Origin of the sequence: Halobacillus salinarum, from assembly GCF_022919095.1 — a bacterium.
Classification (GTDB): domain Bacteria; phylum Bacillota; class Bacilli; order Bacillales; family Halobacillaceae; genus Halobacillus_B; species Halobacillus_B salinarum.
Genome location: NZ_CP095073.1, coordinates 1,396,968 through 1,412,094, shown reverse-complemented (window position 1 = coordinate 1,412,094; position 15,127 = coordinate 1,396,968). Strand labels below are relative to the sequence as shown.

General features: G+C 42.4%; 8 protein-coding genes. All 8 read right to left on the bottom strand.

Translation table 11 applies throughout. The features are described 5' to 3' along the window. Positions 1 to 6 precede the first annotated feature (6 nt). The gene (locus tag MUN89_RS07155; protein WP_244712528.1) at positions 7 to 1,347 is read right to left on the bottom strand and encodes an O-antigen ligase family protein; all 1,341 of its coding nucleotides are present in this window, start codon (positions 1,345 to 1,347) and stop codon (positions 7 to 9) included. A gap of 58 nt (positions 1,348 to 1,405) precedes the next feature. Then, positions 1,406 to 2,290: a PIG-L deacetylase family protein gene (locus MUN89_RS07150; RefSeq protein ID WP_244712527.1), complete on the bottom strand. Its 885-nt coding sequence runs from the start codon at positions 2,288 to 2,290 to the stop codon at positions 1,406 to 1,408. Between the two features lie 3 nt (positions 2,291 to 2,293). Continuing rightward, positions 2,294 to 3,820, bottom strand: coding sequence for a murein biosynthesis integral membrane protein MurJ (gene murJ / locus MUN89_RS07145; RefSeq protein ID WP_244712526.1), 1,527 nt, complete (start codon positions 3,818 to 3,820; stop codon positions 2,294 to 2,296). A 156-nt stretch (positions 3,821 to 3,976) separates the two neighbouring features. Then, entirely contained in the window at positions 3,977 to 4,807 is an 831-nt protein-coding gene (locus tag MUN89_RS07140; protein WP_244712524.1) for a hypothetical protein, read from the bottom strand. Positions 4,808 to 4,831: 24 nt separating this feature from the next. Then, positions 4,832 to 7,063, bottom strand: a complete 2,232-nt coding sequence (locus tag MUN89_RS07135; protein ID WP_244712522.1) for a cell wall-binding repeat-containing protein — start codon at positions 7,061 to 7,063, stop codon at positions 4,832 to 4,834. Between the two features lie 390 nt (positions 7,064 to 7,453). Continuing rightward, positions 7,454 to 8,293 carry a sulfotransferase family protein gene (locus MUN89_RS07130; RefSeq protein WP_244712520.1) on the bottom strand — a complete coding sequence of 280 codons (840 nt, stop codon included), beginning with the start codon at positions 8,291 to 8,293 and terminating at the stop codon, positions 7,454 to 7,456. Positions 8,294 to 8,452: 159 nt separating this feature from the next. Then, positions 8,453 to 10,903 carry a cell wall-binding repeat-containing protein gene (locus MUN89_RS07125; RefSeq protein WP_244712519.1) on the bottom strand — a complete coding sequence of 817 codons (2,451 nt, stop codon included), beginning with the start codon at positions 10,901 to 10,903 and terminating at the stop codon, positions 8,453 to 8,455. 59 nt (positions 10,904 to 10,962) lie between these two features. Continuing rightward, on the bottom strand, positions 10,963 to 14,922 hold the full coding sequence (locus tag MUN89_RS07120; RefSeq protein ID WP_244712517.1) for a cell wall-binding repeat-containing protein: 3,960 nt from the start codon (positions 14,920 to 14,922) through the stop codon (positions 10,963 to 10,965). Positions 14,923 to 15,127: the final 205 nt, after the last annotated feature.

Below are 15,127 nucleotides of genomic sequence, written 5' to 3'. Positions count from 1 at the left end.
CCATTATTATGAATTAGGTTCTGCTTCATGCTTCTTCGGCTTCGTCAACCGGTACAAGTAAGCGATAAACACTGCGAGGTAAATGCCTGATGCGGGAGAGGAAAGTACGTGGCCGGCCATAAATGCCGTACCAAGCCCAAGCCCGACAGCGAGTCCAATAAGAATCGTATCCGAATTAAACGTCTGAAAGCGCGTGACGATTAAATGTTTGATAATCGCATAACCAAAGTACAGAATCGGAATGATTAAAATGATAAACCCTAAGACACCGAAGTTGAAAAACCAATCAAAAAAGTCCATTTCAATCAGCTTTGGCACGTCTTCATAGTTTCCGCCGCGCCCCATCCCTAATACTTTCTGCGAAACGTTCGCTTGTACGTAATCTCCTTCCACTTTGTTGAAGAACTCGTTACGATTACTCAGCAGCTCTTTCGCTTGATCTCCCCGGGTGGGACCAGTGCCTTCTCCCTCTCCTTCTGCACCTTCTTCCAGCTGACCGGCTTTGTTAAACTGTTCCATTGCAAAACCGAGGTTGTTACCAATCGCTGTAACGGGGACGGCTGCAAAAGTCAGCGCAAGAAGAATCGGCAGGATAATCGCGTTGGCCCACTGTTTTTTCTTCCAGGCATCAAACCACGCAATTAAAGTGCCGACCGCAAGAATAACGACGAGTGAACCTAAAGCTACCTTTGTCCCCACTGTAAGAATTCCATACATCGCACTTAGAACCAGAGGGAGAAAATACAATTTCGTTTTCAACTCATATTTTTTCATAAAGTAAAGAATCATAACGGCAAAACCCATGCCAAGAATCGCACTCAGCTCGTTTCCAGAGAAAAACCAACCGGAGTGGCCTTCTTTTGCCAGTGCTTCATAGCTGCTTTTCCCGGTACCTGTAAGTGATGCAAGAACCATGACGACCCCAATTACAGACATGCTGAAGAACACATAACGCTGCATCGGCATTTTCCAATGGGTCTGTCTGCTTAAAGAACGGAAAACAAAATAATACGTAATCAACATCATGATAAAGTAGACCGTTTTGAACATATAGACCAACTCGATCGATAAAGTGAACGGATCTTTAAAAATAACGTTGTTCACAAAACTTGCCACCATGACTAGAGCCAGTAATCCAATATAACCGATGGCGTACTTCTTTGCTTTCGCATTTTGTGTCAAAGCAATGTAAACCGCGCCTAAAACCATTGAAAGCACTCGAACCGGCTCAGACAGCGGCAGGGACAGGAAGGCCGTTAAGTCCAGGAACGGCTGAAGCAGAATGTATAAAATGAAATAAGCCTCTGCCCATTTCATAAATTGACTTGTATTACTCCCCATGAACATAGTGTTTATTCCTCCATTTTAATAATCCTAAAGAGCGTTGGTTAGAATTGTAATCCAATTAAAACCTTTCTTTATAGATACGCTTTTTTTGTCGGTGGTTTTTATAAATTGCCCATAACAGCGTGACTGTACGATTGGCCTGCTTAAACATTTGATGATAGGGATAGCTTTCCTTCCTGAGCTTGTCAAATTGCAGAATAAAATCTTCCGGAGTCACTTCTATGAAGACTTCCACTGCTTTGGCCTTTTCTTTTACGAGGCCGGTTTTTAGTCGATTCAGCTCAAGAAACCCATCAAATGCAATGGTTTGTGAAGCAAATATATCAATCGCTCGCTTTTTCGTATCAAAAGTAGACGAAATGTCTATTACACAGTTTATTTCATCAGGAGGGATAGGGCAATTGATTTCATACAAACGTAATGTTAATTCATTTTTTTTCCATATTTTCAAGGCATCGCTTAAAATGGCTGTCGTCCCTGTATGATCCGGATGGGCATCCACATAAGGCGTGCAGTAAATCAAATCAGGATTAATGTCCTCAAGCAGCTTTACAAGCTTATGTTGAGCTTCTTCGGTACTTTGTACACGTCCATCAGGCAAATCCATGTAGTAGATCGCTTTCATTCCTAAGATTTCATTGACGCGCTCCATCTCCTGCTTTCTCATTTGACTGAGTTCTTCTTTAGGCAGGCTGCTCTCACTGTTGGAGCCATCGGTACTGAAAATACAATACACCTCTGCCCCAGCTTCAATATGACGCCGGATCGTTCCCCCTGCCCCAATGGTCTCATCATCCATATGAGGGGCAAAGACAACGACCCTTTCGTACGACCCGGGTTCTGAAAGCTGCCTATCCGCATGGTAATGTTTTTTTAATACGCTTTTTGTAATCGGATTGATAATCGGCGAGCCGAATGTCATCACCGTTTGTTTAATGCTCATGGATCACGAACCTCCTGGACTTGTTTTTTTCTTTTTTAGTCGATTTAAAAAGATGGATAGTGTTTCAACTTTTAACAGGATGACACATCCTAAATATACAACAGCGCCAATGACCGCTACGATAATAATTTGGACGAGACTTCCCCAGGATTCTATAAAATGAAGCACTCCAACTGCTGCACCTGCCATGAAGGCCGTTGCAACGGTAATTTTGAAATATTCGAGACCGATTTCTTTCAGCTTCAGACCGTCCACCAGCTTTAGAAAGATGATGAAACAGCTGCCCACATAAAAGAATGCCATTACAGATGAAGCCAGCGGAATTCCGCGATATCCCATAAACGTGGTAAACAAATAGTTGAGTCCTGCATTCAATAAAATAGCGAGACCGCCTACCATCATAATTAAATGACCCTTTTTCAGGGTATAAAAGCCTTTGTTAATGACGTTGTGCAAGCTGAAGAATAATACGGAACCAAAGTATAAAAACCCGACTTGGCTTGTCGCCATCGTCGCTTCTTCCCCAAACCTGCCTCGCTGGTACAAGAGTTCTACAATATTAGGAAGTAAGAGCATCATGCCGACGATTGCAGGAAGCAGGATAAAAAACATCGTCGTCAATCCCTGCTCAATTCCCCGCTTAAACAGTTCTTTATCATTGTTAGCATTAGCTTTAGAAAGTATCGGAAAAATAATCGTTCCAATCGTTACTCCAAAGATCGCCTGGGGGAAATGGACAAGGTTCTTCGCGTAGTTGACGTAAGTCACGGCCCCTTCTTCAAAGTAACTGGCAAAAACGTTATCGACAGCCAGGTTGATCTGCCCTACTGCTACCGTTAACGCAACCGGGATAAACACAATGTAAAACTGTTTGATCTCCGGCAGATCAAGTTTGACCTTCACTTTAGGAATTTTCCGCTTCCATAAAAGTCCTAGTTTAAATAAGAGAGAAAGGACAGCACCGGCAAGATAACCATAGGCAAGAGCATAGACACTGAACTGATCGGCAAATAGAATGGCCCCAAAGATCAGTCCCATTAAAACGATAATCTGCGAAACCATAGAGAGCGAAAATTTATTCTCTGCGTCAAGCAGTGCTTCAAGTACCGCATTCATCCCGATAAAAAAGATGGCAATAAAATAAATGGACGTAATCAAAATCGCAATATGTTCTGCCTCAGGCTTGAATTCAGGGAACAAAAGCGGCACATAAAATTTAGCTAGTCCAGCACCAAGCAGCGAAATGATCAAACTGATGACAATGGTACCGCTGAATACCTGATTGAGGTGATGATGCTCCCGTTTATTCGTCATAGCTTCTATGTAGCTAGGAACGAGTGCATTTTTCATGCCGGTTGTAAAAAATAAAATGATCATATTTGGAATGATAAAGGCTGCTAAATAAGCATCCGCTATATAACTGTCGCCAAAATAATACGCGATGACAATATCGCGTACCATGCCGGAAATTTTTAAAAGTAACGTCGCCAGTAAAAATAAAACGCTGGCTAACCCTAGGTTTGATTTCACTAGAAAGACCTCTTTCACTTCAAGTTTCGATAAATTTCGAATAACCACTGCAATATTATAACATTTATAAACGAGGGAAAAGAGAATTTTTTTACAAAATAGCCCCTATTCCTAAAAAGGAATAGGGGGCTTAATCAAATGGTTTTCTCTATACAGTTATTTTTTCACCCGCTCCAACTCGGAAAGAGAAGTGTAACCGTTGTCGCCTTTTACTTCACGTGTTTCTTTAATTAATCCTAGATCCTTGGCGTAATAGTTGGTGATGACAGTCTTATTTCCGGAACCTTCCCCAGTGAGGGTCTGCTGGACTACATAGACATCATCGAAAGTACCATAAGGGACTTTCACTTTAGCATTCGCTTTTACGATCTGCCATTTTTCACCGTTGCCTTTGCCTTTTTCATTTAGATCTACAAGCGTCATAGGCGGCTCATATGTTTCGTAGGAATCCAACTGGCTTGAAGTGTCTTCAGGGTTCTGCTCTTGATAAACGATCGAAGCTCCCTCTGAAGTCCACTTCAAAATTTGCAGCGTGACAATATCTCCAAACTTAACCACCCGCTGGATGTGAGTGTCATTTGCAGCCACGATTTCGTGAATGAGTTCATACTCTTCATCCTGAATAAAGGTTTTTGTCATCCCCTGCTTAGGGCGATATTGATTAAATCCTTCATTCAAGTCCACTTTTTTCTCGCTGTCCCCTGACTTATCATCAGAATTCTGATTGTCAGAGGATTGGTCGGATGAACTCTCATCTGAATCTTCCGAACTGTTGTCATTACTGGAATCTGAATCGCCTGTCTGATTATCGTCTTGTTTATCTGCGGATTGTTTGTCTGTCTTCGTATCCCCGTCATTTGCTTGTTCAGAAGAACCCTGTTCACTCGTATTCGATTGGTCTTTGGATGATTCCAGATCATCCGCTGATTCGTTTGAACAGGCTGCTAATGAAACGAGTAATACGCCGATCAGCCATAGATGTTTCACGATTTACCCCTCCCAAGCACACTTTTACTTAAGATAATTTGATACTTTTTCCACTGAGCTGTCGCTTAGAACCCCGCCAACAACTTGCAGGTCTTTTACGACATTGGAATTTCCATAGCTCTCTAAGAAGTCACGTGTAGCTGGGTCTACATCTTTTCCTATTAATACAAGGGGTGCATGATGCTTCACCGCTAATGAAGAAGCCGTGAGAGCATCTGGGAACTTTTCACCAGTTGCTGCTAGTACATAGGAAGAAGAGAGATCGTCTTTAAAATAGTTCAATACTTGTTTCTGGGTCTCGTATCGCTGTTTACCAGCAAGTCGAACGACTCTGTCTTTGCCATTCTGGGCGATCAGTTTTTCTTCTACTTGACTGGAGACGACCCCGTCACCACCGACTATGGCGATATTTTTAAACTTAGCATAATTCATACTTTTATCATCCATTTTGTCGTCAGTCAAAACGATGGCCCAATCCTTCATCGCTGCAATCGGGGCGGCCCCTAAAGCATCTGGGAAACTTCGGCCGGAAGCAACAAAGGCACCTTTTACGCCATTCAAATGATCGTTAATTTTCTGATTGGTTTCAATTCGTGTTTTACCGGCAATTCGATCTACATCATAACCTTTTGCTTTCAGCTTCTGCTCGATGCCTGGGCTGATAGCATTCGGCCCACCAAGAATGATCACACGCTTCGTGTGCAGACGGTTGATTTCATTCATTACCTCAGACCTGATGGAATCCACGCGGCTGAGAAGAATCGGTGCATTTCCAAGCTGAGCAGCTAAAGGAGCAGCCGATAATGCATCCGCATGATTTCTTGAAGTAGACAAAATGACCGTCTTATTAGAATGGTTTCCTGGGAATCCATTCGGATACAACGCCTTGGAAACTTCTACAGCTGTTGTTTCCCTGGCATGGGAAGAAACTTCTTCAGTTTTAAATTTGTACGAATCGTCTTTATCCGGATTTTCCCAAACGACAGATCCATCTCTAACGACCGTTGTACTTCCCCACGTTTTCGCGTAGTCAACGGCAGGTCCCTTATGGTAAAACTCTTTTAATACACCTTTTGCCGGATGCTTCACGGTGTATTTTTTATCTAAATAATTCGTCCATAGGACTTGATCTGTTGCTGTATCGATCACCGCTGTGTGCTTCCATTTCTTCGCATAGTCGATTGCGGACTGAGCCTGATAATTTCTTGAGAGAATGCCGTTCGCTGGGTGCTCGACGACAAAATCTTTCGACAGATAATTGGACCAGAGAATTTCCCCTGTATCATTATCTACAACTCTCGTATGCTTCCAGTCTTCCGCATAGTTCAGCGCTTCTTGTTTCGAATAGAATAGTTTGCTAATTTCGCTTACAGATGTGTGATAGACGCCGTAGCGCTTATCGATATTGTTGAAAATCCGCTTCTGATTTGCTTTGTCGAACACATACACGTTTTCTTTTGATTTCGCATAATTTAACGCGTCATCTTTATGTTCGAATATTTTCAGGCGGTTGTCTTTATAATCATAAACTTCATATACATTAAAGAATTTATCAACGGCTTCTCCAATCGCCTTGGCGACTTGACGCTGATAACTGTCCGTTTTAATAAGCTTTTCTTCCTGCGGATTGGACATGTAACCTAATTCCATCAACACGGAAGGCATTTGAGCATTTCTCGTCACGAAGAGATCGTTTCCGGTTATCCCTTGTGGCCCTTCAGAAATAGGTACATCGCTGAGGACTTGATTATGAATGTCATAGGCAAGCCGCTTACTTTCCGGCGAATATTCTTTTTGCATTGGGTCCGGTGGATAATCCGGATCCACCCCGTTATCGATATTAAAGAAATACGTTTCATATCCACGTACCCCAGGTCCATAAGGAGCAGCATTATGGTGGATGGAAATAAATATCGAATTGTCATTATTCCCTTTTGCCCAGTCATTGGCTAAATCGACACGATTTCGCAAGTCAGTATGTAAAGGGGAACCGAAATCCTTGTCTATATATCTCGTCATATGTACGGTATAACCTTTGCTTTCAAGCACGTCCCTTACCTTGAGCGCAGCTTCTAAATTTGCCACTTTCTCTACATACCCTGTAGAACTTCCCGAATACCCGGCAGTCCCGCTGTATCTTCCCCCGTGTCCCGGATCCAGGATCACGACCTTTCCAGATTCAGCCGCATCTACAGGTGTCTGCAAAGTTAGCAGCATAAAAGCTGTAAACAACACCATCAACAAGCTTTTCTTCAAAATTCATCCTCCATTCTAGTATTTTGAATTGACGTGAGTTCATACATGTTTACTATATAACAGGAAATGACCTACTTCTACAAAAAGTTACAATAAGATTAAATTTTAAGACTATAGAACTACCAAAAAAAGAGCTTCCATCCAGTAAATGGAAACTATTAGTGTATGATTATGAAATTAATAGAAACGAACCCGCGATAAAAACGAACAAAAATTAAAGCTTGGTAGAAATACGCATTGCCTGCATTATCTTCACTTGATCACCGGTCAGATAGTTAGACTTAACTATCTGACCTCTTAAGGAATCATAAACAAACTCCTACATTTATTAATGCCAACATAAACAAGAACAGCCTGGAAGTGACTATACTTCCAGGCTGTTTTTAACAGTTATTTTACGAGTTTCGGCTGATACCCGAACTCTTCCATTTTGGGTCCACAAATCGTTTCGATCTTCTTCAAATTTTCTTCTCCAAAGAACTCTAGCTTATTCACTTTTTTATTTCCTGCCGGCTGGTACTGAATATCAACTTTACTGGAGATATCGTTAATAGCTTCGAGTCCCAGTTTTCTAGCTAAGGAAGCTATTTGAGCTTCCTTGTCTTTAACAAAATCTTCATAACGAATCAACAGCATTTGCTCTTCATGCTTTTTGTAAATATCAATGGCATAATTCCAGCGGTGAGCCATCCACTCAATGTAATTGTCACCCTCCATACCGAGCCAGCGGCTGTCAATGACTCTTTCCCAGTCTTTTGGTGCTTTTGCAAGCTTTCGACGGCTGTCCGGATCATCAATGGTTTCCAAATTCCCCATAATGTTTACGCGGTTTAAAATACTTCTTATGTTATCCCTCGGGTCACGCACAATGAACACAAATTGAGATTCAGGAAAGTAATCATGAACTTCTTCATATAAAAAGGTGAGAGAAGGTTCTTTAATGACTTCTTTGCTGAAATCATATTTATTTCTTTCAATAAACTCAGGAAATGAGATTTCCTTATTATGAATTTTTAATTGGTTTGGCTCTAAAATGCCAGGAAGGTCAATCGCAACAGATTTTCCAGAGATATCAGCTAATAAGGCACCGATAGCTGAGGTGCCGCTTTTTTGATTCCCAATCACAAAAATAGGGTGTTCATGCACCTTTGAAATCTTATTTAGTCTTGCACGTTTGATGTTGTGGGGCAGATGATAAACTTTTCTAAGCAGCTTCTTCAACGTCGTCACCTCAAAGTAGTTGTAGTTTCTTTGCTTTAATTCGGAATTATACCATATCACTTGAGTAAATAACATCTATAGTATTCGGTAGAAACAATCAGGGAGAAGGAGTGTAAATATAAAAACAGACTGCCGAGATTTCTCGGCAGTCTGCTATACGCCTTGCAATTAGTTATCTAATTCGTCCTGTACTTTTTCACTTACTGCTCCAGGACCGCCAAGAACGTGGAAGTTTTGAATGTTTAGCTCATCAATAGCTTCCATAGTGGCTTCTGGAATTTTATTCTCTTTGACAAGAAGAATAGAAGCATCTTCTTTCGCAGCTAATACAGAGCCTGCTAGTGCATCTGCAAATTCATCACCAGTGGCAATGAATGATTTACCTGTTTTTGGTGCTAGTTCATCAGCAATCACTTGGGCTGTTTCAAAGCGGTTCTTACCATTGTAACGCATAGGTTCAGGCAGCATTCCCATTACGGAATCGGAAACTGCTGTAGGACCGCCGACTACCACACTTTTCTCATAATCTTTTAAGGCAATAGATGTAATATGCGGTAACTGATTAGGCTTGGTAAGTAAGATTGGGTATCCGTTTTTAGCCGCATAAGGAGCCGCTGCCAACGCATCCGGAAAATCTGTACCATCTGCCACAATCACTTTTTCAGGATTTCCATCTAAACGGGCCGCAATGCTTGCAGCTGTTTTGTAACGAGTGTTTCCATAGATCCGGTCAACATCAACACCCATACCGTCAAGCTGGTATTTTACGTAGTCCGCTACGGCACCAGTTCCGCCTAGAATGACGACTTTGCTTGCGCCAAGACGTTTAATTTCATCGGAAACTTTCTTGTTCAAATAATCAGTGTTCGTTAAAAGGATTGGAGCATCCATTTTATAGGCAAGCGGAGCTCCTGCTAGTGCATCTGCAAATTTGTCGCCCCGGGCAAGGACTACGGTATCTGCTTTATCCCAGCCCTGCTTGGAAATTTCGATAGCTGTTTCCATACGGTCTTTCCCGTTGATGCGTTCGTTCATTTTTTGAACGACACGACCTTCGACCATTGGATTCACTGGATTGTTTTCATCCAGGTATTCTGTGAATACTTCATAATCTACAAATCCAAGATTGTTCAATTTTCCAGCTTCTTTTGCTTCTTTGAAAGAAGTATAACCATCTCCGCCATCAGCTACAAAGTTGTTTGTAGCCACTGTGTACGTTTTATCGGGATCAATCGCTTCGTATCCGTCCTCGGTCTTAACCTTGGCATCGACAATCCGATTCCCAACATCTTTAGAAAGATCAAACGTATATTTCATTCCTGCTACCTGAGCAAAACGGCCGGCGATATTATCATAGTCACTGACACTATTTTCAAGAGCACTCATCAGCTGTTCGCCAGTTACATCCAGAGTAACCAATGTGTTACCAAAAGGCATAACGGTCAGTACTTCACCAAGAGTGACTTCTCCCTGGTTGATAGAAGCACGGATCCCGCCGCTGTTTTGCAAAGCAATAGTTGTATCAGGGTCAGCTTCTTTTGCTTTATCAAGCATAGAGTCAGCGATTAAGTTACCAAGATTGGTTTCTTCCTGACGAACGTCATTACGCTCCCCATCTAACGCTGTCTTTGTATCTCCAACTACCTTTTTCTTCATATCATCAATTGGAGCTTCAAGCTCAGCAAGTCGATCAGCAGCTTCCTGGTCTGCTTCAATAGCTGGTTCTGCATCAGCAGATAGATCGACCAGCTTTTCATTCCAATCTGTCAGGACACCCTCATCATCGAAAGTAACTTGAAGATCACCAAGATAGTCTAAGTATTCTTCCGCTTGTACTACGATTGTCGGCTCACTGTCTGTGTTAAATTCTAAAGCTTTATCAAGCTCAGTATGGCTGTGGCCGCCGACTACAATATCAATTCCTTCCACATTCTGTGCTAAATCCTTATCATAGTTCACACCGAGGTGAGTAAGAGCAATGATTTTATTAACTCCTTGCTTTTCCAGCATATCGACCGTTTCTTGAGCTTTTTTCTTATAATCTTCAAATTGAATGGTTTCTCCTGGAGAAGAAAGGATTTTTGTTTCCTCAGTAGTCAGACCAAACACGCCTACCTTTTCACCGTTAACCTCCATGATGGAGGCAGGGTAGATGTTCCCTCCATCCCCCGGCATCCCCATTTCATCTTTGTAAAGCGGGTTAAGCTTATCATTTTCACTATAATCAATATTGGAACTGATAATAGGAAACTTGGCTTCTTTAATGAAGTCAGCAAATTGACCAGGGCCGTCGTCAAACTCGTGATTACCAGGAACCATTGCATCATACTTCAGCATGTTCATGAATTCTACATCTGCAAGACCTTTATATTGGTTGTAGAATAAGGTCCCTGAAAATACGTCCCCTGCACTTAATAAGAGTGTATTTTCACGGTTGTTACGGATGTCTTGAACAGCAGTGACCTGACGAGGTACATTGGTTAAATGCGCATGAGTGTCGTTCGTATGCATGACCGTTAAATCAAAATTGTCTGCCGCTTCAACTTGATGACCCGGAGCTCCAAATACGGCAAGCGCTATGGCTCCCGCAGAAGCCACCGTTGCCAAAGGCTTTAACATCTTCATAATCTCCATCCCTTCATTCCTTGTGTATTTATCCCAAATGACATTACGGGCGATTAATGATCGAGCTTGTCTTTCACATCTTCACTTACGGCATTAGGACCGCCTAAAATGTGATAATCTCTGTAACCCATGTTTTCAATTACTTGCTTCATGCTTTCAGGAATCTCTTCTGGCTGGACTAACAGCATTGGTGCTCCGTTTTTCGCAGCAAGCACTGAACCGGTAAGAGCATCCGCAAAGTTTTCTCCTGTCGCTACATAAGCATCTTTGCTTTGGCCGACGAGCAGCTTAGCGATTTCTGCTGCCGTTTCATATCGATTTGTACCGCTGTACCGTGTCGGGCTCGGCAGTTCAGCCATTACTTCATTGCTGACTGCACCAGGGCCTCCAACAACAATGGTTTCTTCAATATTTGATAATGCACGTTTTGTCGCATTCGGTAACTTTTCCCCTTGGGTTAAAAGGATGGGATAACCTTTTTCCGCAGCATAAGAGGCTGCTGCTAAAGCGTCTGGATAATTATCGCCATCAGCAATCACCGCTTTCTTCGGCTGACCATCCAAACGAGCTGCAATACTGGAAGCTGTTTTGAAACGGTTCGTGCCGGATACGCGTTCTACAGAAAGCCCTATTCCTTCTAATTGATAACGGACATAACTGTCGATCGCTCCTTCGCCGCCAAGGATGACTGCATGCTTAGCTCCAAGACGTTTAATTTCCTGTTTCACTTCTGGAAGCAGACGACTTGTTTTTGTCAAAAGAATCGGAGCGTCTAATTTATAAGCTAGAGGTGTTCCTGCTAAAGCATCCGGGAAAGAATCTCCTCGTGAGATGACTATGGTATCGGACTTGTCCCAGCCTTTTTTAGACATCTCAATGGCGCTCTTAAACCGGTCGGTTCCGGAAACACGGTCCACTTGAGTGCTTAAATCGAGCTGTGCAAGCATTGGGTCATGATCACTGGCACGGCCATCCTCTTCTGAAAAGTCAGAATTAATATTGACGCTGTCAATGGCTGTTCGGTCTGTTAAATTATTGCTCACTAAAATGTGATCAAGCACCTGGGAATTCCCCTGATACACATAAGAATATCTCTCTTCTTGAGGAAGCTTGTTAACCATATCGGTCAGAGCACCGTCAGCAAGAGTTTTTACCGGCTTGGAGAATTCAAAATCATTAAGGTCGCCTAGGACAACGACATTTGCATGGTCAACCTTGCTTTCTACTTTATCTACGAAGCTGTTAACTACTTCAGCCTGCTTCATTCGTTGAACTTCGCTTCCAAGTTCCACTGGATGAGAAGCACCAAACAATGCATCATCTCCGCCTTTTGAATTCAAGTGATTCGCGACAACAATAACTTTTTCTCCTTGGAATTCAAATTCAGCAGCAAGCGGCTTGCGTGAATCGTAAAAAGCATCATTCGTTGGATCAATGCGCCCAGGGTTAAAAGTGAGCCCAGTTTCATTTACATCTACTGCAGTTACCGCATCTCCTTTTGGTTTATCCGGCATGGTGACACGAGCTGGATTATAGATAAATCCGACACGGATGTTTCCACCAGGCTGCCCGCCGTCCGTTTTATCCTTCGGAGCGATATCTGTGTACTTGTACTCTGGACCGCCATCAGCTTTAATCGCATCGATCAGCTTTTCGTAAGATTTGCTCGCGTCCACAGTTCCGTCATCCGTCGGACCATTGTTGTCCTGAACTTCGATTAAACCGATGATATCCGGCGTTTTAAGGTTATTATTGATTGATTCAGCCAGCTTGTTTACTTTCTCCATTGAAGTTTCAGCGGAGAAATTTTCGATGTTGTAAGAAGCGATGTTTAACTTTTCCTCGCTCGGAGTAATCTGCGTTGTTTCACGTTCTGTTCCTCCGTCAACCACTTCAGGGAAGGTGCCTGTCGGGCGGATCTTAAAGTTGCTGTAATCATAACTGACCACCCCGGTAATCGCACCTTCAAACTGGTCACCCGTTTTTACATTAACGTCAAAACCGTCCACATCTATCATGATGCGTTCTGGGTTATAGTCTTCTTCAGAAATAAGAAGTCCTCCCGCATCGGTCATCGGCTGATTTTCGCTTTTATTCACGTATACAGCAATCTCATCGTATTTAGGAGGCGCTACTACATGAGCATCATCCATTTCAATGAGCATGCCTTCCATGCTTTCGTAAAAATCAAGTCCGTCCTCGCCAGGGTCAAAGCTCGTCATTTTATCATTTTCAACGACTTCTGTTGGAGGAGTCCGGTCTTTTCCGATAACCATTGGATCCGGAAGCGTCTGGTTCGATGCTGTAACTTCTACATTCGAGGCAGAAATTTCGGTGGTTAGCAGATCAGCAGCATCTTCATAACCTTCTTCACGATATTCCTGTACTTCGCCATTCACTTTAACGCGGTCTTTTACTTTCGCGTCCGAGTCAGGTGCGTAGACGTAAATCCCTTCTGAAGTAGCAGAGTCATTATCAGGCTCTTCATCCTGCATATAAAAACCTTTTGAATTGGTTTTTGTTACAATACCATCTACATTCGATACGTTTTTATTTTTATAAGGTGATTCATGGGATGCGCCTTGAATGTCATGAATATCCAAGTTATCTGCAGGCTTTAAGACGTGATAAGAAAAGGTAGAAACTTCACTTGTTTCCCCTTCCGGCTTCACAGCTACTGCTTTAATCGTTGTGTCCTCGTCAATCGTAATTGCCTCTGTAAATTCCTGGCTGTTCTTATCAGGTGTGCTTCCATCCATTGTATAGTGGATAGATGCTCCCGCTTCTGCCGTATTTAATGTTACTTCTCCGCCTTTTACAATATTTCCCTGGCCAGGATTTGCCGTAACGGAAAATACTTTTTCAACAATATCCGATTGATTCCTCGGCATTAAGCGATAGTGGTCGTACGTGTAATTAACTACACCTTCCATCAGTTCATATGTTTTGCCTACTTCTAGCTGAAGTGAATCGTCAAGCTCGATTAGAAAATCACCTGTTGTATCCGTTCCAGTGTAAGAGCCATCTTCATTCTTCTTTGTGATTTCCACATCGGAGAGTGCTACGAATTCTCCTTCTGTATCTTCACCATTTTCATCTGATAAGTTCGCAGCTTTTATATTTTGAGGGGAAGGCACGCCTTTGTCTTCTGTTTTAATAGAGACTTTATCTTCAGAAGTTTGAATCTGCTGCATGCCATAATAAGAAGAAACCTGACCTTGAGCTGTAATTTCATCTCCTGTCTCCGCCTCGACATCGGAAGTACGGACGATCAGCCCGGCAGTGTCATCTTGTATGTAATAATTTGTTGATCCGCCGACTTCAAAAGCTGCCGTAATCACCCCGGTTACTTTTACTTCCCCGGTAGAATCTCTTGCTTCAGCTATCGACTTTTCTTCGACAGGGCCGGGAGTAGTGGTCTCGTCAGGATATTTCCCTAAGAAAGAAACTGTGTCCTTTGCTTGTTCCGTGTAAGAAGCAGTTAAATCAACGGTGTCGTTTAGATCAGTATCTCCCGTGATGGCACCTGTTTTTCGCGTTAAAGTGACATCTTTCGCAAAGTCATCGGCCGATCCAATTTGACCAAGCGAATCGATCACTTTTCCATTCTGTTTGATCACTATGGTATCGTTGCCGTTGAAATTAATGACTTCGCTGTCATTAACGTCCGTTTCCGCTTGAATTTGGGCATTAGCTGACGAATGAGACAATACGAATACGTCTCCATCGGCGAGGGTGCCGCTAAGCGTGTAAGTGGTGTTGGCCGCCTCAGCACCACCGGAATGCAATTCTACTGAAATCGTACTTAAATCAATGTCACTTCCAGTCCCGTTATATAGTTCAAGCGCTTTGTTATATGAGCTGCCTTCAATATATTCAGAGATTAATAGTGTATCCGGCTTCTCAGTATTATCAGCAGCTTTAACTGTATAAACAGGACCTGAAATTAAGCTGAATACCAGCGAACCAATTAACGCAGTATTCATTCCACGAGCAAAACTCTTCTTTTTCAAATTGTTACCTCCCTATTACTTTTTGATTTCAAAAATGCAACATAGCCATTATATAACAATTTTTGTTGGAATTGTGTAAATAGTATTAATTTTAGACAAACAATTGGTAAACGTTATCATAATTTGGAGAAACTAGACAGAACTCATTAAACATGTAAGAATAGGTCAAATGGTGATTAAACTTTTAACAGAATAGAGGGAGTAG

Coding starts and splice junctions, on each gene's coding strand:
- MUN89_RS07155 (WP_244712528.1), bottom strand. CDS start 1,347: ATGTTCATGGGGAGTAATACAAGTCAATTTATGAAATGGGCAGAGGCT.
- MUN89_RS07150 (WP_244712527.1), bottom strand. CDS start 2,290: ATGAGCATTAAACAAACGGTGATGACATTCGGCTCGCCGATTATCAAT.
- MUN89_RS07125 (WP_244712519.1), bottom strand. CDS start 10,903: ATGTTAAAGCCTTTGGCAACGGTGGCTTCTGCGGGAGCCATAGCGCTT.